The organism is Nocardia sp. BMG111209 (assembly GCF_000381925.1).
Classification (GTDB): Bacteria; Actinomycetota; Actinomycetes; order Mycobacteriales; family Mycobacteriaceae; genus Nocardia.
Genome location: NZ_KB907309.1, coordinates 1,079,979 through 1,103,211, shown reverse-complemented (window position 1 = coordinate 1,103,211; position 23,233 = coordinate 1,079,979). Strand labels below are relative to the sequence as shown.

20 protein-coding genes are annotated in these 23,233 nt (G+C 69.6%); 10 read left to right on the top strand and 10 right to left on the bottom strand.

Translation table 11 applies throughout. From position 1 onward, the window contains the following. From G361_RS45965 to G361_RS0136140, 3 genes are all read right to left on the bottom strand, one after another. The gene (locus G361_RS45965; RefSeq protein ID WP_052172988.1) at positions 1-855 is read right to left on the bottom strand and encodes an ABC transporter permease; all 855 of its coding nucleotides are present in this window, start codon (positions 853-855) and stop codon (positions 1-3) included. Between the two features lie 132 nt (positions 856-987). Then, a complete protein-coding gene (gene modA / locus G361_RS0136145) occupies positions 988-1,797 on the bottom strand; it encodes a molybdate ABC transporter substrate-binding protein (protein WP_019932028.1) in 810 nt (269 codons plus the stop codon). Then, the gene (locus G361_RS0136140; protein WP_019932027.1) at positions 1,794-2,192 is read right to left on the bottom strand and encodes a molybdopterin-binding protein; all 399 of its coding nucleotides are present in this window, start codon (positions 2,190-2,192) and stop codon (positions 1,794-1,796) included. Before G361_RS0136140 ends, modA begins: the two co-directional genes overlap by 4 nt. Before the next feature lie 119 nt (positions 2,193-2,311). Between G361_RS0136140 and G361_RS0136135 the strand changes: the two genes are divergently transcribed. Beyond that, positions 2,312-3,127 carry a hypothetical protein gene (locus G361_RS0136135; protein ID WP_019932026.1) on the top strand — a complete coding sequence of 272 codons (816 nt, stop codon included), beginning with the start codon at positions 2,312-2,314 and terminating at the stop codon, positions 3,125-3,127. Positions 3,128-3,152: 25 nt separating this feature from the next. Here the strand turns inward: G361_RS0136135 and G361_RS0136130 are convergent, their stop codons facing one another. Beyond that, positions 3,153-4,613 carry a CCA tRNA nucleotidyltransferase gene (locus G361_RS0136130; protein WP_026343926.1) on the bottom strand — a complete coding sequence of 487 codons (1,461 nt, stop codon included), beginning with the start codon at positions 4,611-4,613 and terminating at the stop codon, positions 3,153-3,155. Positions 4,614-4,767: 154 nt separating this feature from the next. Between G361_RS0136130 and G361_RS0136125 the strand changes: the two genes are divergently transcribed. From G361_RS0136125 to G361_RS0136085, 9 genes are all read left to right on the top strand, one after another. After that, entirely contained in the window at positions 4,768-5,415 is a 648-nt protein-coding gene (locus tag G361_RS0136125; protein WP_019932024.1) for an NUDIX hydrolase, read from the top strand. Positions 5,416-5,450: 35 nt separating this feature from the next. Continuing rightward, entirely contained in the window at positions 5,451-8,063 is a 2,613-nt protein-coding gene (locus tag G361_RS0136120) for a hypothetical protein (RefSeq protein WP_019932023.1), read from the top strand. Continuing rightward, positions 8,060-8,191: a hypothetical protein gene (locus G361_RS51545; protein ID WP_019932022.1), complete on the top strand. Its 132-nt coding sequence runs from the start codon at positions 8,060-8,062 to the stop codon at positions 8,189-8,191. Before G361_RS0136120 ends, G361_RS51545 begins: the two co-directional genes overlap by 4 nt. Positions 8,192-8,712: 521 nt before the next feature. Then, entirely contained in the window at positions 8,713-12,717 is a 4,005-nt protein-coding gene (gene murJ / locus G361_RS0136110; protein WP_155982035.1) for a murein biosynthesis integral membrane protein MurJ, read from the top strand. A gap of 319 nt (positions 12,718-13,036) precedes the next feature. Beyond that, on the top strand, positions 13,037-13,570 hold the full coding sequence (gene sigM, locus G361_RS0136105; RefSeq protein ID WP_019932020.1) for an RNA polymerase sigma factor SigM: 534 nt from the start codon (positions 13,037-13,039) through the stop codon (positions 13,568-13,570). Positions 13,571-13,637: 67 nt separating this feature from the next. Continuing rightward, complete coding sequence (locus G361_RS0136100; RefSeq protein WP_019932019.1) at positions 13,638-14,417, top strand: hypothetical protein; 780 nt, start codon at positions 13,638-13,640, stop codon at positions 14,415-14,417. Between the two features lie 113 nt (positions 14,418-14,530). Further along, complete coding sequence (gene trxB / locus G361_RS0136095) at positions 14,531-15,481, top strand: thioredoxin-disulfide reductase (protein ID WP_019932018.1); 951 nt, start codon at positions 14,531-14,533, stop codon at positions 15,479-15,481. Between the two features lie 56 nt (positions 15,482-15,537). Continuing rightward, complete coding sequence (gene trxA, locus G361_RS0136090) at positions 15,538-15,867, top strand: thioredoxin (RefSeq protein WP_019932017.1); 330 nt, start codon at positions 15,538-15,540, stop codon at positions 15,865-15,867. Between the two features lie 104 nt (positions 15,868-15,971). Next, positions 15,972-17,162, top strand: a complete 1,191-nt coding sequence (locus G361_RS0136085; protein WP_019932016.1) for an N-acetylmuramoyl-L-alanine amidase — start codon at positions 15,972-15,974, stop codon at positions 17,160-17,162. An 88-nt stretch (positions 17,163-17,250) separates the two neighbouring features. Here G361_RS0136085 and G361_RS45960 read toward each other — a convergent pair whose 3' ends face one another. From G361_RS45960 to yidC, 6 genes are all read right to left on the bottom strand, one after another. Next, positions 17,251-18,012, bottom strand: coding sequence for a hypothetical protein (locus tag G361_RS45960; protein WP_036496195.1), 762 nt, complete (start codon positions 18,010-18,012; stop codon positions 17,251-17,253). Between the two features lie 229 nt (positions 18,013-18,241). After that, positions 18,242-19,243, bottom strand: coding sequence for a ParB/RepB/Spo0J family partition protein (locus tag G361_RS0136075; RefSeq protein ID WP_026343924.1), 1,002 nt, complete (start codon positions 19,241-19,243; stop codon positions 18,242-18,244). Positions 19,244-19,289: 46 nt separating this feature from the next. Beyond that, entirely contained in the window at positions 19,290-20,219 is a 930-nt protein-coding gene (locus G361_RS0136070) for a ParA family protein (protein ID WP_019932013.1), read from the bottom strand. A 379-nt stretch (positions 20,220-20,598) separates the two neighbouring features. Next, entirely contained in the window at positions 20,599-21,354 is a 756-nt protein-coding gene (gene rsmG / locus G361_RS45955; protein ID WP_081635742.1) for a 16S rRNA (guanine(527)-N(7))-methyltransferase RsmG, read from the bottom strand. A gap of 82 nt (positions 21,355-21,436) precedes the next feature. Beyond that, the gene (locus G361_RS0136060; RefSeq protein WP_019932011.1) at positions 21,437-22,006 is read right to left on the bottom strand and encodes a protein jag; all 570 of its coding nucleotides are present in this window, start codon (positions 22,004-22,006) and stop codon (positions 21,437-21,439) included. Between the two features lie 74 nt (positions 22,007-22,080). Further along, entirely contained in the window at positions 22,081-23,232 is a 1,152-nt protein-coding gene (yidC, locus tag G361_RS0136055) for a membrane protein insertase YidC (RefSeq protein ID WP_019932010.1), read from the bottom strand. Position 23,233 lies beyond the last annotated feature (1 nt).

Genomic DNA, 23,233 nt, shown 5'->3' with positions numbered 1-23,233 from the left:
TCACAGGCCGACCCACTCCCGTCGCTGCGCCGCGTTCGACCGCGCCCCGCGGTACGCGATCAGCACGATCACCACCGCGACCACCACCAACAACAGCGAAAGGGCCACGGCGGCATCGGGATCCGCCTCCCGTTGCAGATAGATCTCCAATGGCAGCGTGCGGGTGCGGCCCTGCAGGCTGCCGGCGAAGGTGAGGGTCGCCCCGAACTCCCCGAGCGACCGCGCGAAGGACAGTACGGTCCCCGAGATCAGCGCGGGCCGCAACAGCGGCACCGTGATTCGCCACCACACGATCGTGGGTGACGCGCCGAGCGTGGCGGCGACCCGTTCGTAGCGTTCACCCGTGGTGCGCATCGCCCCCTCCAGCGTGATCACCAGGAACGGCAGCGCGACGAACGCCTCGGCCAGCACAACGGCGGTGGTACTGAACGCGATCCGGATTCCGGCGGCCTCCAGATGCCGGCCCAGCAGGCCGTAGCGCCCGAACAGGTACAGCAGCGCCATACCGCCGACCACCGGCGGTAACACCAAGGGCAGCAACACCATCGCGCGCAGCACCGGCAGGACCCGCCAGCGGATCCGGGCCAGCACCATCGCCATCGGCACCCCGAGCAGTACACACAGCACGGTGCTGGCGAGCGCCGTACGCAGACTCAGCACCAGCGCCGCATGCGACGCTGGCGTACCGATCAACGCCCAGAAGCTGTGCCAGCGCACAGCTTTCGCCAACGCCACCAACGGGCCGACCACGAAGGCGAAACCCAGCAACGCGGGCAGCAACAGCCAGCGCGGAATCGACGGACCGGGGGAGCGCAGCGCCACCCGGATCCCACCCGCCGCCTTCGGAAATCGCATCCGGCCCACGGTCACGGCGCCACCCCATCCAGCACGGTCACCACCACCCGATCGACCGCGATCACGACAACCGGATCCGGCACGGCTCCGGCATGATCCGGTGCGGTCACGACGCGGCCGATCGGGTTGCGGTCACGGGGTGACGAATCCGGCCTTGGCCAGCGCGGCGCGGCCCTCGGGACCGGTGATCAACGCGTCGAACTGCTGCGCCAGGTCGGCATGCTTCGAATCGGCCACGGGGGCGATCGGATAGACGTTCACCGCGCCGGCGGACTCCGGGAAGGCGACGGTGGTGACCTTGTTGCCGGCCCCGGCCGCGTCGGTCACGTACACCAGGCCCGCGTCGGCCTCACCGGAGGTGACCTTGGCCAGGACGTCGGTGACCGCGGATTCCTCGCTGACCGGGCTGATCGCCACGTGCGCGTTGGTGGTCACCTTCTTGGCCGCGGAGCCGCAGGGCACCTGCTGGGCACAGACCACCAGCCGCAGTCCGGGCTGGGACAGATCGGCCAGTGCGGCAATGTGCTTCGGATTGCCCGGCGGCGTGACGATGGTGAGGGTGTTGGTCGCGAAGGTCTGCGGCGCGGCGGTGATCCGGCTGGTCTTCACGACCTTGTCCATGTTCGCCTGATCGGCGGAGGCGAATACGTCGGCCGGCGCGCCCTGGTTCAGCTGGGCCGCGAGGTCGGAGGATCCGGCGAAGGAGAAGGTCACCTTGGTACCCGGGTGTTCCTTCTCGAACGTCGCGCCCAGGTCGGTGAACACGTGGTTCAGCGACGCCGCGGCGAATACGGTCAGCGTGGTGCTGCCGGTCGGGCTGCCGGAGGCGCTCGAGGAGCCCGAGGAGCCGGAATCACCGGAACCACAGGCGCCCAGCAGGCCCACGGCCGCGACCGCCGCGGTCACGCCGACGACGGCGCGCCGCACGGCCCGGCCGCTCACCGGCCCGGCGTCTCGACGACGACCGTGGTCGCCTTCACGCTCGCCACCGCGACGCTGCCCGGTTCCAAACCGAGCGCCCGCACCGACTCGCTGCTCATGAGCGACACCACTGTGAACGGTCCGCATTGCATCTCCACCTGTGCCATCACCCCGTCGATCACCACGCGGGTGACCAATCCGGGAAACCGATTGCGTGCCGAACTGGCACTACCCAGCCTGGTCTGTGGCGGCCGCGCGTTGGCACTGGCCAGTTCGGCCAGATCGCGACCGTCGATCACCAGGCGGCCCGCATCGTCCTTCTGCGCGGTGAGCGCACCGGTGTCGATCCATCGCCGCACGGTGTCGTCACTGACGCCGAGCAGTTCGGCGGCATCGCGAATTCGCAGGCTGGGCATCGCCGGAGCATATGTCCGCATTATCGGATCGGACAAGATGATCCGGCCGTATCTTCGGATAACAACGACCGACCGCCTCGTCGGCCGGGTCGGTGGCGGCAGGTACGCTCGGGGCCGCCATGGCCACCTCATTCGACCCCGCCACCTGGTCACCGTCGCGCGCGCTGGATCTCGGCCGCCGGCTCCTCGATCCCGAATGGCTCGAACACTGGGCCGCGGCCACCACCGCGTGGCTGGATCCGGTGGCCGACCCGGTCTCCGGCACCGTCACGGCGCTGCTGCCGGATGCCCTGATGAGCGCGCTCAGTCACGGCATCGTACGACGGTTCGGTGGCACCGAGTTCAGCGCCACGCTGCTCGGCCGCGAGCTGGATGCCACGCTGCACGCCCTGCGAGCCGGTCGCCGCGGCGCGCATTTCCACATCGAGGCGACGCTGACCGGGATGCGCTGGAGCGGTCACCCGATCCGGGAGGCGACCGTCGTCGCGCACGGCGTCCGGCTGGTGCCGGGGGTGCCGACCCGGGTGCGGGCCGCCGGGCTGGAGATCACCGGCACGATCGCGCTGGACGTCCTGCTGGACCGGCTGAATCGGCGCGGCCTCGACTGGGAACTGACGCCCGGTCCCGGCGGCACGATCCATGCCGCCCATCGGCGCCGCCGGATCCGGGCCGTACTGGACGCGGTGATCGGCGACCACCTGCTCAGCGTGGCGGTCCATCGCGCCACCTGGTGGGGGATCCGGGTGCCGCGCCGCCACATTCGCGTCCCGTCCCGGCCGTTGCCCGGGTTACCGCACGACCTCCGCATCGAACGCGCGGACCGCGACGGCGAGCTGGTGCGATTCCGGATCACCGTGCCCGCGGTGACCGGATCGTTCGACCTGGCCGCGATGCGCGCCGCGATCGTCGCGGGCACCACCATGATCATCTTCTGAGCCGGTTGTGCCCACCAGGATGCGGTTAGGGCGCGCCCGCGTTCCACCACTCGCGCAGCGCTTCCTCCGCCTCGTCGCGGGACAGCGGCCCCCGGTCCAGCCGTAGTTCCTTGAGGTAGCGCCAGGCGCGGCCCACCTGCGGGCCGGGTTCCAGGCCCAGCATCTCCATGATGTCGTTGCCGTCCAGGTCGGGACGTACCCGCGCGAGATCCTCGGCCTCCTGCAGCCGGCCGATCCGCTCCTCGAGGTTGTCGTAGGTCGCCTGCAACGTCGCCGCGCGCCGCTTGTTGCGGGTGGTGCAGTCGGCGCGCACCAGCTTGTGCAGCCGGGGCAGCAGTTCACCACCGTCGGTGACGTAGCGGCGGACCGCCGAATCGGTCCACTGACCGGTGCCGTAACCGTGGAACCGCAGGTGCAGGTACACCAGCCTGGCGACATCCTCGGTGAACGCCTTCGGATATTTCAGTGCCCGCATCCGCTTGCGGACCAGCTTGGCCCCGACCACCTCGTGGTGGTGGAAGCTCACGCCGCCGCCGGGCTCGTTGCGCTTGGTCGGCGGCTTGCCGATGTCGTGCAACAGCGCGGCCCAGCGCAGCACCAGATCCGGATCGCCGTCCTCCTGGTCGATGGCCTGCCGCAGCACGGTCAGCGAATGCTGATACACGTCCTTGTGCTGGTGGTGCTCGTCGATCTCGAGCATCATGGCCGGCACCTCGGGCAGTACCCGCTCCGCCAGTCCGGTCTCGCACATGATGTCGATGCCCTCGGTCGGGTGCGCGCCGCCGATCAGCTTGTCCAGTTCGGCCCGCACCCGCTCCGCGGTGATCCGGTCGATCTCCGCGGCCATCGCCGTGATCGCGGTCAGGACCCGGGGTGCGAGGGTGAAACCGAGCTGGGCGACGAAGCGGGCGCCGCGCAACATCCGCAGCGGATCGTCGTGGAACGAATCCTCCGGCGCGGCCGGGGTATCCAGCACCCCGGCCAGCAGCGCGTCCAGTCCGCCGAGCGGATCCACGAATTCCAGCGAACCGTCCGCACCCACCTTGACGGCCATGGCGTTGGCGGTGAAATCGCGCCGCACCAGATCGCCCTCGAGCGTGTCGCCGAAGGTGACCTCGGGATTGCGGGACACCCGGTCGTAGGTATCGCTGCGGAAGGTGGTGATCTCCAGCTGCCGGCCCGCTTTCGAGGCGCTCACCGTGCCGAACGCCAGACCGCCGGTGTCCCAGAGATGATCGGCCCAGCCGCGCACGATCTGCAGCACCTGCTCCGGCCGGGCATCGGTGGTGAAATCCAGATCGCTGCCCAACCGGCCGAGTACCGCGTCCCGCACGCTGCCGCCGACCAGGTACAGCTGATGCCCGCGCGCGGCGAACATCTCACCGAGCGGGGTGAGCACATCCGACAGCCGGCCGAGCGTGACCGCCGCCGCCGCGAGCAGCCGGGTCCGGCGCTCGTCGGGCACATCAGGGGCGGGGGAGGGCACGACTGCCTCCTCGGACTTCGGCGAAACCACGAAACGGCAGCTTAGTCGGCGAGGCCGCCGACCTCCGAAACCCGAGCCTGCTGCGGCCGATAACCCCCGCCGCACCGGCGCGAGGAGGACGAAGCGGCAAATCGAACACCGCTAGACTGACGCAGTGTCTACGGCCGATCGCGCGAACAGCCGACGCCGCCGGCCGCGGCGTCGCGGTTCGGGCGGTGGTGCCGCCAAACCCGCGAAACCCGCCACCGCGGCCAAGGCCGGGGGCACAGCCAAGTCCGCCGACAAGGCGGGCACGGCCAAGAACGGGGCCGCCAAATCCACTGCCGCCAAGGGTGCGAAGCCGCGTATGCGGACCGTCCGGGAGACTTCGGCGGGTGGTCTGGTGGTCGAGGGCCTGGACGGGCCGCCGGAGCAGCGCTGTGCCGCACTCATCGGGCGCACCGACCGCCGCGGGCGGTTACTGTGGTCGCTGCCCAAGGGACATATCGAGGACGGTGAGACCGCCGAGCAGACGGCGGTTCGCGAGGTGGCCGAGGAGACCGGTATCAGCGGTATGGTCGTTGCCGAACTCGGCAGTATCGACTACTGGTTCGTCACCGACGGCCGCCGGGTGCACAAGACCGTGCACCACTATTTGATGCGGTCGATCGGCGGCGAGCTGTCGGATGCCGATGTCGAGGTGACCAAGGTGGCCTGGGTGCCGCTGAGCGAACTCGATTCCCGGCTCGCCTATGCCGACGAGCGCCGATTGGCGGAGGTCGCGAACCGCCTGATGGATCGGATGGAGAACGGCAGACGATGAGGCGTGCGGGTCACCGTCGGCGTCGCCGGGCGCCGATGTTTCTCGGCATTGTGCTGGTCGTTCTGGGGGTACTGGGAATTCCGGGTGCCGCTCCGACCGGCGCGCAGCCGGCGTCGGGTACCGGCTCCACGACGCCGAAATTTCTGAAGCTCACCATCGACTCGGTGACGCCGAACACGGTCACCACCTCGACCTCGGCGGTGCTCGTGATCGTCGGGACCGTCACCAACATCGGCGACCGCAACGTCGACGACATCAGCGTGCGGGTGCAGCGCGGCGCCGCGATCGGTAATCCCGGCGGCCTGCGCTCCTCGCTGCGGCCGGACCAGAGCGACTACGACGTCGTGACCACCCCCTTCCAGGACGTCGCCGACGAGCTGACACCCGGCCAGCGCAAACAGTTCACGCTGCGGATCGGCGTGCGGCCCGGGATGGCCGGCGCCGGCAACGCGGTCACCGGCGCACTGGACATCAGCGATCCCGGCGTCTATCCGGTGCTGCTGAACGTCAACGGCCAGCCCGCCTACGGTGGCCAGGCCCGCCTCGACGATGCCCGCTTCCTGGTCCCGATCCTGGGCCTGCCGGCGATTCCGGACGGCGACGCCAAGGGTTCGGGGCTGCCGCCGGTACCCGCGCCGCCCGACACCCCGGTCGCCACCACCCTGCTGTGGCCGCTGGCCGATCGTCCCCGCCTGGTGGCCGGCATCCCCGGCTCGGTGGACGGCCGTGCGCTGCTCACCGACGACGAACTGGCCGGCGAACTGGCCACCGGCGGCCGGTTGGATCAGCTGCTGGCCGCCCTGGAATCGGTGCTGCACCCCGATACCGGCCTGGATCCCTCGCACACCGGTCCGGGCCTGGCCTCGGCCCTGTGCCTGGCGATCGATCCGGACCTGCTGATCACGGTGTCCGCGATGACCGACGGCTACCGGGTGCTGGCCAGCCCCTCGGATCCGGACGGCTCGACCCGCGACGGCTCCGGCGCGCACGCCGCCAAGACCTGGCTGGACCGGCTGCACTCCCTGGCCGGATCGATGTGCACGGTGGCACTGCCGTTCGCCCAGGCCGACCCCACCGCACTGGCCGCGGTCCACGATCCCGGCGTCACCGCCCGGGCCATCGACGCACCGGCGGATATCGTCGACTCGATCCTGTCGATCAAATCCGTGCGCGGGGTCGCGCTGCCCACCGCGGGCAGTATCGACGGCGATGCGGCGACGCTGCTGTCCCGGCACGGCTACACCAGCACGATCCTGGCGGACAACGCGGTCAGCACGCCGGACGCGCACAACGCGGCGGTGAGTTCCGCTCCCGGTGACGCGCACAGCACCGCGGCGCTGACCGGTCCCGAGGCCGACACGCCCGAGCTGGTGCAGTTGCCCGCCCCGCCGCCCGCACCGGGGTCCACGCCCGCCGTCGCGAATCCGCCCGGCGGCGCACCGGCCGCCGCACCCCCGGCGACCGCCGCGCCGAGTTCCGCCCCGGCACCCACCGCGCCGCCGGTGGCCGGAACCCCCGCGGCCGCCCCGGTGGGCCTGAAGGCCGCCACCTTCGACATCTGGTCGGCGACCGCGCTCGCCGCGGTCGGCTCGAATCCGCCGACGCCGTCGTTCACCCCGGAGCGGGTCCGCTACGACGTCAACAACGACTCCCGCGCGGCCCGGCTGCAGGACGCGCTCGCCGCGCTGTCGTGGTCGGCGGTGAATCCCCAGTCGCCGCGGCGTTCGGCCCTGCTGGCGCCGCCGCAGCAGTGGAGCGCCAACCGGGACGAGGCGACCGCGCTGCTCAACCAGGTGGAGCTGCTGATCCGCAACGGCCTGGCGACCCCGCGCTCGTTCCAGGATCTGCTCGCCCAGCCGGCGGATCCGCGGCCGTTCGACGTGAACTATCTCGCGGAGACCGCCGACGAGGCGGTGCCCGCCGCCTACGACGATCCGGTCCGGGACCAGGGGCAGCGGATCACCGATCTGATGGGCGCGCTGGTCGAGGTGCCGCAGCAGGAGCCCACCCCGCGCACCTTCCTCACCCCGCTGCGCGACGATCTGGTCCGGGCGCTGAGCCTGTCCGATCGCAACGCCACCGGTGAACAGGGCGAGACCGCCGCGCGCCGCCGGCTCGACCAGACCACCCACACCATGGACGGGCTGTACCGGTCGGTGACCGTGCTGCCGCCCGGCGGGGTGTACACACTCGCCTCCGAACAGAGTCCGCTGCTGCTGGTCGCGCGCAACGATCTGCCGGTCGCGGTGCGGATCCGGTTCAAGATCGATGCGCCGGCCGAGGCGACCATCACCGATATCGGCGAGCAGCAGTTGCCGGCCGAGGGCACCCGGTCGTTCCAGATCCCGACCCAGGTCAGCGACAAGCGCAACCTGGTGATCCCGATCTCGCTGACCACGCCCGGATCGGTTCCGCTCGGAAATGCGACATCGGTGTCGGTTCGCTCCAACGCCTACGGTCAGGCGTTGGCGATAATTACCGCATGCGCCGGAGCACTACTGTTGCTACTGGCCGGTCGTCGTCTGTGGCGCCGGTTCCGGGGGCAACCCGATCCGGCCGACGAAGGGTTGGACCCGGGCAAGCGACGCCGGGTCAACCGGTACGGACGCGCGCGGACGCGGGCGACGCAGCGACAGGAGGCACGATGAGCGACGGCGATATCTCGAGATCGGTCGCCACGATCGCCGTGCCGGTCGGGCCGCTGCCGCTGATCGCTCGGCCGATCCGCGCGTACACCCGGCGTGCTGCCGCCCGGCCGCTGCGGGAGGCGTGGTGAACGACTACGACGGCCCCCGCCGCGACGGCGACGGCCCGCCGCCACGGCGCACGCCCGCGGCGCCGTGGGAACGCGGGCCCAATCCCGACGGCGCCGACGGACCGCCGCCGAACCGGCCGTTACCGCAGGTACCGCAGCAGGTACCGCCGGGGGTGTCCCGGCGGCAGGTCCCGCTGACCGGCCCGATGCCGCAGGTCCCGCCCGGGCACCGCCCACCGCCGCCGGTCGATCCGGACCACCGGCCCCCGGTCCGCCCGGTCCCGCCGGGACAGATACCGCCCGGCGCACCGCCCCGGCAGGGCCCGCCCGGTGGTTCCCCGCGCCCGATCCCGCCGAACCCGCCGCGGCGGGAGCCGCCGCCCGGCGCCCCCCTGCGCCCGGCACCGCCTGGCGATCCGTCGCGACAGGGCCCGCCCAGCGGCTCGATGCGCCCGGTCCCGCCGAACGCCCCCCCGCACAACGGGATGCCCCATCGGCCCGCACCCGGTGAGCCGTTCGAATCCGGACCGCCGAGCCGGCCGATGCACCGGGTACCGCCGAATGAACCCGCCCGCGGCCGTCCGATGCCGCCGGGCGCTCGGCCCCCGCATCGCGGGCAGCCGCCCGCCGACCCCGGTGAGGCCGGCTATCGCTACCACCCGGCCGCGCTGTCGACCGGCCCGACCGAACGGATCGCCCGGCCGCGGCCCGACGCACCCCGTCCGGAGCGCGTCGGCGGCCATCCGCGCACCGCCACGCAGCTGGCGGTGCGCCCGGCCGCCAATCCGAACTCGCGACTGCTCAGCGCCTCCGGTTCGATCGCGATCGCGACGCTGATCAGCCGGATCACCGGTTTCGGCAAGCAGTTGCTGCTGCTGACCGTGCTCGGCCCGGCCATCGCCAGCGCCTTCACCGTCGCCAGCCAGATCCCGACCATGGTGGAACAGCTGGTGCTCGGCGCGGTGCTGACCGCGTTCGTGGTGCCGACCCTGGTCCGGGCCGAGAAGGAGGATGCCGACGGCGGCGCCGCCTTCGTGCGGCGGCTGGTGACGACGGCCTTCCTGGTACTCGCCACAGCCGCGCTGTTCTGCACGGCGGCCGCGCCGCTGCTGATCAAGTACATCTTCCTGTCCGACGACGGCAAGGTCAGCACCGGTCTGACCACGGCGCTGGCCTATCTGCTGCTGCCGGCCATCCTCTGCTACGGCATGTCGTCGCTGCTGATGGCGATCCTGAACACGCACGAGATCTTCAAGCCCGGCGCCTGGGCACCGGTGCTGAACAACGTGGTCGTACTCGTCGTACTGGGCATGTACGCGCTCACACCCGGCGAGATCTCGCTGCATCCGGTGCGGATGGGCGAACCGAAACTGCTGATCCTCGGGGTCGGCGTGACGCTCGGCGTCCTGGTCCAGGTGCTCAGCCTGCTACCGCCGATCCGGCGCGCCGGGATAAATCTGCGCCCGCTGTGGGGTGTCGACGCCCGGCTGAAGCAGTTCGGCGGCATGGCCACCGCGGTCATCCTCTACGTCTTCATCAGCCAGGCCGGTTTCGTCTTCGGTACCCGGATCTCCTCGCACGCGGACGTCGCCGGCCCGGCCATCTACAACAACGCCTGGCTGCTGTTGCAGTTGCCGTACGGCGTGCTGGGCGTGACCGTGCTGACCGCGATCATGCCGCGGCTGAGCCGCGACGCCGCGGCCGACGACAATCCGGCCGTCGTCGACGATCTCTCGACCGCGACCCGGCTGACCATGATCGCCCTGCTGCCGGTGGTGTTGTTCCTCACCGTCGCGGGCCCGCAGGTCGGCAAGGCGCTCTACGGCTACGGGCACTTCGGTCACGCCGAGGCCACCCGGCTGGGCGAGACGGTCAGTTGGTCCGCCTTCACCCTGATCCCGTACGCGCTGGTGCTGATCCATCTGCGGGTCTTCTACGCCCGGGAACAGGCCTGGACGCCGACCTGGATCATCCTGGGCATCACCACGGTCCGGATCGCGCTCTCGGCGCTGGCGCCGATCGTGGTGCCCGAGGACCACGTGGTGATCGCGCTGAGCGTCGCCAACGGCATCGGGTACATCGCCGGTGCGATCATCGGCGGCTGGCTGCTGCACCGCAGCCTGGGAGATCTCCGGATGACCAACGTCGGCCGGACCATCACCCGGGTGGTGCTCTCCTCGGTGGCCGGCGCGGCGGTCACGGTGATCGTGGACCAGCTGCTCGGACTGCCCCGGCTGCACAGCGTGAGCGGTTCGATGTTCCGGGTGGTCGTCGACGCGGTGGTCATGTTCGGCGTCGCTTTCGGGCTGATGCGCCTGATCGGTATCCCGGAGATCGTGTCGATCACCGTCTCGATCTCGCGGCGTCTCGGCATCACCGCACCGGCCCCGGATCTGGCCCTCGGCGATCCGGATGCCGACATGCAGGACACCATGGTGCTGCCGCGGTTCGACGCCGCGCCGTACTACTACCGGTACGAGCCGTACATGGATACCCAGACCATGGTGCTGCCGGTCATTCGACCCGGTGCGGTTGACCGCACCGGCACGGGTGAGTTCCCGTACCCTGTTCGGCAGAGAAACGCAAATGCCGAACCCGGCACTCACCGGCAGGACCCGGACTCCCACCATGACGAAACGGGTACTCGCGCGGATGCGGAACATGGACAAACCGGCGACGGGCTTGGTGCGACGCCGGGATATCGGACCACGACACACCAGGGCGAAGGAGGAACCAGCGTGAGCGACGACGCGGCGGGTGCCGTACCGGCCGCCGATGCTGCTGCCGCGGCGGGCGCTGTGCGCACCGACGACGTCCAGCCCGCCGGCGTGCCGTCGGACGACCGGCACGCCGGCGACCACAGGGAGCCGCCGGCCGAGCAGCATGCCGGGGTTCCCGGCCTGGTGCCGTCCCGCGATCCGGTCTACGACACCGGCATGATGTCGCCGGTCTCGCCGGAGATGCCGCCGATGCGGACGGAACCGCCGATGCGGCGACTACAGCGCGGGCCGAAGCTGATCCCGGGCGCCTCGGTGGCCGGTGGCCGCTACCGGCTGCTGGCCGATCACGGCGGCGCCCGTGGCCTGCGCTTCTGGCAGGCCCTGGACGTGAAGCTCGATCGCGAGGTCGCCCTGACCTTCGTCGACGCCGATCAGAAGGCCACCGACAACTCCGGCCAGGACGGCCCGCAGGGCATCCTGTCGCGCACGCTGCGGCTGGGCCGGATCAACTCGCCGGGCCTGGCCCGCGTACTGGATGTGGTGCGCGGCAGTTCCGGCGGCATCGTGGTGGCCGAGTGGACACCCGGCCGATCGCTGCGGGAGATGGCCGAGACCAGGCCGTCGCCGATCGGCGCGGCCCGGGCCATCCGGGCGCTCGCCGCCGCGGCCGAGCTGGCGCACCGCGGCGGTGGTTCGCTGTCCATCGATCATCCGGACCGGGTGCGCATCAGCGCCTCCGGTGACGCGGTCCTGGCCTTCCCCGGCACGCTGTCGGATTCGGAGCCGCAGGCGGATGTGCGCGGCCTCGGCGCCATGCTCTACGCGCTGATGACCGCCCGCTGGCCGATCCGGGTCGGCGGGGTCTCCGGCGCCGCCGCGACCGTGGGCGGGCTGCCGCTGGCCGATTTCGGCCCGGACGGCACGCCGGTGGAGCCGCGGCAGATCCGGCCCGAGGTGCCCTTCGAGATCTCCGCGGTCGCGGTGCGCTCGCTGGAGTCCAACAAGGGTGTGCGGACCGCCGCGACGGTGCAGCACGTGCTGGAGCAGGCCTCGGTCGTCGACCAGAAGACCGATTTCATCCCGGTGCTGCGGCTGGGCCAGCGGGCGACCGCACCCAGCGATTCGCTCGCCGATCCGGAGCTGCTGGCGGCCGAGAAGGAACGCTCGCAGCGCATGGTGTGGGTGCTGGTCGGTCTCGGCATCCTGGCGGCGCTGGCGGTCGGCGTGATCATCTGGTGGCTGCTGAGCGTCTTCGCGCCCAGCTCCTCCAACGCCCCGCTCAACGAGCAGCGTCAGTTGGGCCTCACCACGGCCAATACGGCGCCGGCCGATCCGGCCACCGGTGGCGCCCCGGCCGCGCCGGGTGCGCCGCAGTCGGCCACCGGTGGTGTTCCGGTGCCGGTGACGGCCGCGTCGGTGTTCTCCCCGGAGGGCACCCCGGACGGCACCGCCAACGTCACCGCGGTACTGGACGGCAACCCGGCCACCATGTGGCGGACCGATCAGTACTTCCAGCAGTTCCCGGCGCTGAAGAAGGGCGTCGGGATCCTGACCACGCTGGGCAGTCCGAGCAAGCTCACCAAGGTGACCATCGATTCGCCGAGCGCGGGCACCGTGGTCGAGATCCGCACCTCGCCCACCGCGGCGACCACGCTCGACCAGACCCAGCTGATCGGCCAGGCGACCCTGGCCGACGGCGCCACCTCGATCGCGGTGCGCGCGGACCAGCCGGCCCGGTACGTGCTGGTGTGGATCACCGCGCTGGCCAATTCCGGTGGTCAGTACCAGACCTCGATCGGCGACATCCGCTTCGAGGCCGCCCCGTAACGGCCCCCGGCCGCGTTTGTGGAAGGGGTGCGAATCTTTCGCGCCCCGTACGTCTGGTTGCTGCCTGTTCGTCGCAGCCGATATGATTCTCAGCGCGCTCTCAGCAGGGAGTTTCCTGGGATCTGGCGTTTCGGTCCTGGATGACGCGAAGGATGCGACGGTTGCCCGTCTCGGTTCCGGGCAATGACGCCGTCGTCTGCGCCGATCCTAGGGGTTTGTATTGCCGTTCGATGTCGATGGGTACGCCGGGGGGACGTCCGAGTCATCCGCAGTAGTCCGTCGTCGTTCGTTCGATCGCGAGGCGGCCACCGATCAGGAGTTGCTCACCGCACATGTCGCGGGGGACCGGCACGCCTTCGGCGTGCTGTTCCGCCGACACTACGACCGGCTCTGGCAGCTGGCGTTGCGCACGTCGTACACGCCGGAGGACGCCGCCGACTCGTTGCAGGACGCGCTGCTGTCCGCGCATCGCAACGCGGGCTCCTTCCGCGGCGACGCCGGGGTGGGCAGCTGGTTGCACCGCATCGTGGTCAACGCGTGCCTGGATCGGATCCGCCGCAACAAGTCCCGGCACAGCCTGTCGCTGTCGGACGAGGCGGTGGGGGAGCCGGCCGCCGCACGGGACGAGTTCGCCGAACTGGAGATGTCGATGGTGGTCGACGCGGCGCTGTTCGCGCTTCCACCGGAGCAGCGCACCGCTTTGGTTGCCGTCGATCTGGAGCGGTATACGGTAGCCGAGGCCGCAGCGATGCTGGGGGTGGCCGAGGGCACGATCAAGAGCAGATGCGCCCGGGGCCGGGAACGACTCAAACAACATTTGGACTTCCTGAGAGAACCGGGGAACCGGAGGTAGCGTCGCAACGTCTTAATTTGCGACGAGATATTTCGAGGTGGCAGCGCCGACCGAGGAGGTGTGCAGAATGACGGCTCGACCGGTGCCGCAACCTCCGTTCTCGCCGACCCTGCTGGCCGATCTGCACGCCGGCAATCTCGCACCCGAGCTGTCCGATCGACTGCGACCGGCGGTCTGCGACGATCCGGAGGCCACGCGTTTCCTGCGTTCCCTCGACGACGTCAGCACCGAATTGCACCGGCTCGGCACCGATCCGCTGATCCTGCATCCCGTTCCGCCGCGCGTGAGCGCCAATCTGGATCGGCTGCTGGACGCGCTCGCCGCCGGGGCCGACCCCGCGGCGCTGGCCTCGGGCCGCCCGCCCGCCGCGACGGCCGCGGTACTGCCGTTGCCCCGGCGCCCGAGATCCCCCCGCCGGGAAGTCCCCCGGCCGCGCTGGGGTGTGGCCGTCGCGGCGGCCGCCGCGGTCGCCGCGGGCGGGGTGGGCGTGGGGGTCGCCGTGCACAACCGCCCGGCCGCGCCGAATGCGCTGCCCGCCACGAGTACCGCACCGCACGCCGACAGCGCCGTCCCCACCGGCGGTCTGTCGGCCGCCGCACTGCTCGACGCGCTCGGCCGCAACGATGTCTCCGGCCCGCTGGCCCGGCCGGGCGCGCTCGCCGCGTGCGCCGCCGCCGCGGGCCTCGACCGCACCGTCCTCGGCGCCATGAACACCCGGTACGGCAGCGATCCCGCCGTCCTGATCCTGCTGGCCGGTCCGCAGCCGCCCACCGTCACCGCCCTGGTCGTCGGTCCCGGTTGTGGCCCCGGCGATCCGCAACTGCTGGAGACCCGCGACATCGGCTGACCGCCGCGGGGCGCGCTGCCGGACGGGCCCGGGAACAACGGCGTTTACGCTGTTGTTGTCCGACACGCCCGCCACAGATTTTCGATACCAGACCAACCCCTCGGAAGGGCTCCATGAGTACGCCAGTTCGCGACCTGATCATCGTCGGCTCCGGCCCCGCCGGTTATACCGCCGCCGTCTACGCGGCCCGCGCCGACCTCGAGCCGCTGCTGTTCGAGGGCACCCAATTCGGCGGCGCGCTGATGACGACCACCGAGGTGGAGAACTTCCCCGGCTTCCGCGACGGCATCATGGGCCCGGATCTGATGGAGCAGATGCGCGCGCAGGCCAAGCGGTTCGGCGCCGATATCCGCACCGAGGACGTCGATGAGATGGATCTCACCGGTCCGATCAAGAAGGTCACCGTCGGCGGCGAGACGTATCAGGCCTACGCCGTCATCCTGGCCATGGGTTCGGCCGCGCGCTACCTGAACGTGCCCGGTGAGCAGAAGCTGCTCGGCCGCGGCGTGAGCGCCTGCGCCACCTGCGACGGCTTCTTCTTCAAGGGCCAGGACATCGTGGTGATCGGCGGCGGCGATTCGGCGATGGAGGAGGCCACCTTCCTCACCAAGTTCGCCACCAGCGTCACCATCGTGCACCGCCGCGAGGAGTTCCGGGCCTCCCGGATCATGCTGGACCGCGCCCGGGCCAACGACAAGATCCGCTTCGTCACCAACGCCGAGGTCACCGAGGTGCACGGCGACACCGCCGTCACGAGCCTGACCCTGCGCGACATCCGCACCGGGGAGACCTCGGAGCTGCCCGCGACCGGTCTGTTCGTCGCCATCGGCCACGATCCGCGCAGCGATCTGGTCCGCGGTCAGCTCGACGTGGACGACGAGGGTTACGTGCTGGTCGAGCAGCCCAGCACCGCCACCACGCTGCCCGGCGTCTTCGCGGCCGGCGATCTGGTCGACCACACCTACCGGCAGGCGATCACCGCGGCCGGGACCGGCTGCCGCGCGGCCATCGACGCCGAGCGGTGGCTCGCCGAGAAGGGCGACATCGCCGCCAACACGCTCTGAATCCGGTCCGGCACGTCGCCGGCCGGGCCCGGCCCAGCAAGTTCGAGGAGACAACCATGTCCGATTCCGCCACCAAGACCGTCACCGACGCCACCTTCCAGGAGGAGGTGCTCGGCAGCGAGAAGCCGGTGCTGGTCGATTTCTGGGCGGCGTGGTGCGGCCCCTGCAAGATGGTCGCCCCGGTCCTGGAGGAGATCGCCGCAGAGCATTCGGACAAGCTGACCATCGCCAAGATCGACGCCGATGCGAATCCGACGGTGTCGCGGGACTATGGCATTCTGTCGCTGCCCACCCTGGTCCTCTTCACGGAGGGCAAGGAGGCGAAGCGGATCGTCGGCGCCAAGGGCAAGGCCGCCCTGCTGCGCGAACTCGGCGACGTGATCTGACCCCGGGCAGGTAGGATGCCGGGCACCGGTCGTGCGACGGACGGCGGGTGTGAGCCGTCGCACGAGTGGGTACCTGGGTTGGCAGAAGGAAAGGGCTCTGACGCATGCACCGACTCCGTCACGGCGACACCGGTCCTGCCGTCGCCGAGGTTCGGGGCACTCTGGCAAGCCTAGGCTTCCTGCACTCCCATGCCGCCGGTGCCGACGGCCACGGTGAGTACTGGAAGGACGCCGACGCCGGCTTCGACGAGAATCTCGACTCGGCGGTGCGGGCCTTCCAGCAGCATCGAGGTCTCCTGGTCGACGGTGTCGTCGGCCCGGCGACGTATCGGGCGCTCAAGGAGGCCTCGTATCGGCTGGGCGCACGCACTCTCATCTATCAGCTGTCCGCGCCGCTGTACGGGGACGATGTCGCCACCCTGCAGCGCCGCCTGCAGGATCTGGGCTTCTACGTGCACCGGGTCGACGGCTACTTCGGCCCGCACACCCACGACGGGCTGACGGCGTTCCAGCGCGAGATCGGGCTGTCCGCCGACGGCATCTGCGGTCCGGATACGCTGCGTGCGCTGGAACTGCTCGGCGCGCGGGTCACCGGCGGCAATCCGCATCGGATCGCCGAGGAGGAGGTCGTGCACCGGGCCGGGCCGCAGCTCAGCGGCAAGCGGATCGTGATCGATCCGGGCCTCGGCGGTTCGGACCACGGCTATCCGGTCCCGACCGAATTCGGCGACGTGTACGAATCGGAGATCCTCTGGGATCTGGCCAGCCGACTCGAGGGCCGGATGGCGGCCACCGGCATGGAGACCTTCCTGTCGCGGCCCTGGGGCACCGGTCCCACCGACGCCGAACGCGCCGACACCTCCAACACCTTCGACGCCGATCTGATGATCTCGCTGCGCTGCGCGACCAATCCGAGCCCGCTGGCCAACGGCATCGCGAGTTTCCATTTCGGCAATTCGCACGGCTCGGTCTCGATGATCGGTCAGGTGCTGGCCGGCTTCATCCAGCGCGAGATCGTGGCCCGAACCTCCTTGCAGGACTGCCGGACCCACGCCCGCACCTGGGATCTGCTGCGGCTCACCAAGATGCCGACCGTGCAGGTCGACATCGGTTATCTCACCAACGAATACGATGCCGCGGTATTGACCAATCCGCGGATGCGCGATGTCATCGCGGAGGCGATCCTGGTCTCGGTGAAGCGGCTGTACCTGCTCGGCCAGGACGACCAGCCCACCGGCACCTACACTTTCGCCGAACTGCTCGCCGAGGAACTGGCGGCTGCCGAGCGAATCTGACGGTGGCCGGGCATCTTTCGCCCGGATCCCCACGAACGACGAAGCCCACCCGAATCGGATTTCGGGTGGGCTTCGTGGTTCCGGTGGTCTAGACGCGCAGCGGCGGTCCCGCACCGATCCGGGTCGGGGCGGTCATCGAGGCGGCGGCCAGCAACTGATCCAGCGCCCGCTCGACGTCCTCCTTCCAGAGATGGTCGCTGTCGAGCTCCATCCGCAGCCGGGGGAACCGATGATGCGGCGCCACCACCTCGAAGCCGACGTCCTCCAGGAAGTCCGCGGCGATCATGCAACTGTCCGGCGTACAGCCGCCATTGGACGATCGGTGCGCGGACGCCGGCGGCGCGAATCCGGTCGGCGGGGTATCGATCCGCTCCATGAGCAGCATCGAACCCTCCGCCCGGGCCGACAGGGTCACCGCGGTCGGATCCTGCCGGATGCCGAACGCCTCGATGGCCCGCACGCCACGACGCATCAGATCGGCCACCACGGCCTTGATGAGTCGTTCGGCTATCTCGTCAGGCTGGTGGGGGAGTTCGGCCCGCAGCGTGGTCAGCAGGACGGCATCCGGACTCACCGGTGAGGTGGGGAACAATGCCGCCCGCGGTACCGCGCTGGGCGGTGAGTAGAGGGCGCATCCGGCGGGCTGTCCGTCGACGAGGGCCACCTGTCCACAGGAGCCCCATTCCAGCAGCACCGTCGACAGCCATGCTTCCTTCTCGAAGACCGGATCGCTGAATGCACGAGAGTCCTCGGCTACGGCGGGGTCGATCTCCCAGAACACACACCGCCGGGCATGTGTGGGGAGTTTGTCGAGTCCGCCGAGAGTTAGTGCGGTCACGCTGGTCGACACCGCTCTGCTCAGCCTCCAGCTGTCCGATTCATCCACACTCACGCTTCCCGCCAGCAAGAATATGCGATCAAACCCAAGACGCCTCATTTCCATCGCTGTCTGTGACGACGGCAACCCGAGACACTCCGCCCATCACCGGGCGATACCCGAACGGAATCGTCACAGTGACGTTTCAACGCCAGGGCCCAGTATCTCGCGTGCACGCGCCTTTTTCGGGTCTATCGATCGGTCACTGAAGCTCGGCCTGTTCCATCAGGCCGACGATGCGTTCCAGATCCGAGACGTCGCCGAATTCGACGACGATGCGTCCCTTCTTCTTCCCCATCGTCACCGTCACCCGGGTGTCGAAGGAGTTCGCCAGGCGCTCCGCGACCTTGTCCAGCCCGGGGGCGTGGATCGGCTTCCGCTTGGCCGCGGGACGGGCATCCGGTTCGGGGTAGCGGTTGGCGAGGGTGACCGCCTCCTCGGTGGCGCGGACGGACAGCCCCTCGGCCACGATCCGCTCGGCCAGCTTCTCCTGGGATTCGGCGCCTGCCTCGAGCCCGAGCAGCGCCCGGGCATGACCGGCGGACAGCACGCCGGCCGCCACCCGCCGCTGCACCGGGATGGGCAGTTTCAGCAGGCGGATCATATTCGTGACGACGGGCCGGGATCGGCCGATCCGATTCGCCAGCTCCTCGTGCGTGACCCCGAATTCCTCGAGCAGCTGGGAATAGGCCGCCGCCTCTTCGAGCGGATTGAGCTGCACCCGATGGATGTTCTCCAGCAGCGCGTCGCGCAGCATGGATTCGTCCGCGGTCTCCCGGACGATCGCCGGGATCGTGCTCAGGCCGGCGGATTGGCAAGCGCGCCAGCGCCGCTCGCCCATGACGATCTGATAGCGCGGCGTCGCCGATCCTTCGACCCGGCGCACCACGATCGGCTGCATCAGACCGAACTCACGAATGGAATGGATCAGCTCGTCCAGGGCCTCCTGCTCGAAGACCTGGCGGGGCTGGCGGGGGTTCGGCTCGATATCGTCCGGCGAGATCTCCCGATAAACCGCCCCGGCCTCCGATTCCACCGGGTCGGGCACCCGGTGCAGATAGGCCGACGCGGGATGCGGACCTATCGGGTCGAGACCGATCACGGTATTCGCCGCCGCATTACCGAGTCCCTGTACCTCGGCGGGACCCGTCGGGATCAGCGAGGCCAATCCCCGTCCCAGACCACCCTTTTTCGCCCCACTCATCGGCCCACCGGCCCCTTTCCCTGAATTACCACCACGCCACGCACGGTCAACGCACGACTGCCCGCGAAGCGATTTCGCGACCGGCGTCGAGATAGCTCATCGCACCGCGGGAACCCGGATCGTAATCCAGGACGGTCATGCCGAATCCCGGTGCCTCCGAAACCTTCACACTGCGCGGAATCACCGAGCGGAGCACCACGTCGCCGAAATGCCCGCGCACTTCGTCGGCAACCTGGTCGGCAAGCTTCGTGCGGCCGTCGTACATCGTGAGAATCACGGTGGAGACGTGCAATTCGGGATTCAGATGCGCCTGCACCAGACCGATGTTGCGGAGCAGCTGTCCCACACCCTCCAGCGCGTAGTACTCGCACTGGATCGGGATCAGCACCTCCTTCGCCGCCACCATCGCGTTGACCGTCAGCAGGCCCAGCGAGGGCGGGCAGTCGATCATCACGTAGTCGATGTCGTAGCCGGCCAGATTCGCTTCCTGGATGGCCGATTTGAGGCGGCCCTCCCGGGCCACCATCGAGACGAGTTCGATCTCCGCACCCGCCAGATCGATGGTCGCCGGAATGCACAGCAGCCGTTCGTTGTGCGGGCTCTGCTGGATCGCGTCCTGCACCGGAATCTCGCCGATGAGCAGTTCATAGCTGGACGGCACGCCGGAGTGATGCTCGACGCCCAGCGCGGTGCTCGCGTTGCCCTGCGGATCGAGATCGATGACGAGGACGGTCATACCCTGCAGAGCGAGCGCCGCCGCGAGATTGACGGTCGTGGTGGTCTTTCCGACGCCTCCCTTTTGATTGGCGACAGTGATGATGCGTTGTTCGCGAGGCTTCGGGATCGTCATGGAACCAGGATGCAGTACCTGGCTGGCACGTTCCGCCTCGATGGCGATCGGGGTATCAGCGGCAGAGATGTTCCCGAAGGAGGTTCGATTGAGTTCGTCCAACTCGTAGGTGCTCCCTTCCAGCATTCCAGGCACCCGCGATGTTGTTTCCCGTGAAACATTCGCTGGACCGTTCGACATACCCAGGCTCCTAACCGAAGAACTTCAAGACGCGTGTCGGCCGCAGCACCAGTGCCGCATCGCTCCAGGAGCCGGAGGGCTCTGCTGAGCAAGGCGCGGACGTAATCCGCTCTGCCCGAAGCTCGTCGGAAGCTTGTCTGAACCAGTCCGGCGAGCGGTTTCGGACACTGCGAGGATGCGCTCACGCTCGACGATACTTAGCTTGCCAGTACCGGACACAATACGGAAGTTGAACCGCAGCAATCCCGTTGCGACACGCACAGAATCGCGCGACTCGCCGAGTGCGGCGATGTTTCACATGAAACATCGCCTCGCCGAGACCGACTCAGCGACGGTTCCGGCCGCGCTTTCCGCCCGCCGTACGCGATGGGCGGGGGAGCCGTTCGACGCTCACGACAACCGTCGGCGGATCGACGATTCCGGCTCCGCATTCGAGCACCTCGGCCGCGCCGCCACCCAGCCGGGTCAGTTCCACCCGATCGCGCTCGATCTCCTCCGCCGCGCTCGACCCCTTCAGCGCGAGCATCCGGCCGTGATCGCGAACGAGGGGGAGCGACCACCGCGCCAGCTTGCCCAGCGGGGCGACCGCGCGCGAGGTCACCACATCCGCCTCGCCGGCCGCGGCCAGCACGGCCGGCTCCTCCGCGCGGCCGCGCACCACCGCCACCGGCAGGCCGGCCGATTCGATGAACTCCGACAGGAAGACGGTACGGCGCAACAGCGGTTCCACCAACGTGATCCGGAGATCCGGCCGCGCCAGCGCGAGTGGGATGCCGGGCAGTCCCGCTCCGCTCCCGATGTCCACGATGGTGGCGTCCGCCGGAACGAGTTCGCCGAGCACCGCGCAATTGAGGATGTGCCGATCCCACAGCCGCGGCACCTCCCGGGGGCCGATCAGTCCGCGCTCGACGCCCGCCGTCGACAGCAGCTCCCAATACCGGCGCGCCAGCGGCAGCCGATCGCCGAACACTCGGGCGGCGACCACCGGCGGCTCCGATGTCACAGTGACGTTCGCGTCCGGACCCTCGGTATCCGCCGCCGCAGCGGGGGATTGGTCCCGGCCTCGTTCCACGTGAAACATCCTTCCCTTCGGATCCGCTTACCTCGGACAAGAGTAAGGCCCCCGGTTCCGAGAACCGGGGGCCCGATGAGCGACCTGTCGATCAGCTCGGCAGAACCACCACATAGCGATTGGGCTCGGCGCCCTCGCTCTCGCTGGTGACCCCGTCCACCGACGACACCGCATCGTGCACGATCTTGCGCTCGAAGGGGGTCATCGGCGACAGGGATTCCGGCTCACCGGAGGAGAGCACCCGCTGCGCCGCCTCGGAGCCGAGCGTGCTCAACTCCGAGCGACGCTTGGCCCGCCAGCCGGCCACGTCGAGCATCAGGCGACTACGGACACCCGTCGCCTGCTGCACGGCCAGCCGGGTCAGTTCCTGGAGGGCGTCGAGGACCTCACCACGTCGGCCGACCAACTTCGACAGATCGCGGCCGCCGTCGATGCTCACGACGGCCCGATCGCCCTCCACGTCCAGGTCGATATCACCATCGAAGTCGAGCACATCCAGCAGTTGCTCGAGATAGTCGCCGGCGATCTCGCCCTCCTCGATCAGCGCCTCCTCGCTGTCGTTCACATCGTCGCCGACCGCATCCAGTTCGGTCTGCGCCGGGTCCGCCGCCGAGGTGTCCAGTGCCACCGTCGCGTCCCCTCCGTCGGTCTCAACAGTCATGTGTCGTTTCCTTCATCTGCATCATTCGTCGTCGAATCCGGTACCGGACCCCGCCGGCACCGGGATGCCCAGGGTCAGCGGCGCTTCTTCTGATTCGGCCGGCCACGATTCCCGGACCGCTTCCGGTTACCCTGGCCCGGCCGGCCGGACGAGGCGCCCGCCTTACCCGACGTCTTCCCGGCGGAGCCGTTCTGCGAGGCGGTCGGCGTGGTGTCCTTCGGCCGGCCGTTGCGGGCGGTGGTGTCGTCCTCGGTCGGCGCATCGATGATCGGAGCGTCCACGGCGGCGGATTTCTTCTTGGGATCGAGCGGTTTGGCGCCGGGCTTGGGCGCGTTCTGCGCACGGCGATCCAGCGCCTCCTGCTTCTTCGCCTGTTCTTCCTTATCGATCCGGCCGAAGACCAGGTGCTGCTGCCCGTAGGTCCAGATGTTGTTGGACACCCAGTAGAGCAGGATCGCGATCGGCAGGAACGGACCACCGACCATCACACCGAGCGGGAACACGTAGAGCGCGAGCTTGTTCATCATGGCGGCCTGCGGGTTGGCGGCCGCCGCTTCGGTCTGCCGGGCCACCGAGGCACGCGCGTTGAAGTGCGTCGCCAGGCCGGCGATGATCATCAGCGGAATCGCCACCGCGGCCATATTCACGATGTGCGGGATGCCGCCGTAATCGGCGAACGCTTCCAGCTGAGCCTTGGGCGTGGTGATCGCCGCCGAGATGGGCGCCCCGAAGATGCGGGCCCGCAGGAACGACTGCACGTCGTCGGCGTCGAAGAGGTAGTTGGCGGTGTGCGCGTTCTGGTACGCGCTCATGGCGGGAGTCTTGCCGAAACCGGCGAAGCCGGAGCTGCCGCCGACCCGGTTGAACGATCGCAGGACGTGATACAGACCGATGAAGACCGGCACCTGGGCCAGCACCGGCAGACAGCCCATCAGCGGGTTGAAGCCGTGGTCCTTCTGCAGCTTCTGCATCTCGACCGCCATCTTCTGGCGGTCGTTCTTGTACTTCGCCTGCAACGCCTTGATCTGCGGCTGAAGCTCCTGCATCTGCCGGGTGGTTCGCACCTGCTTCACGAACGGCTTGTACAGCACCAGCCGCAGCGTGAAGACCAGGAATACCACGGCAAGGGCCCAGGCGAGCCCGCTGTCCATGCCGAAGGCAAACCCGAAGACTCGGTGCCAGAACCACAAGATTCCGGACACCGGATAGTAGATGAAGTCGAGCACG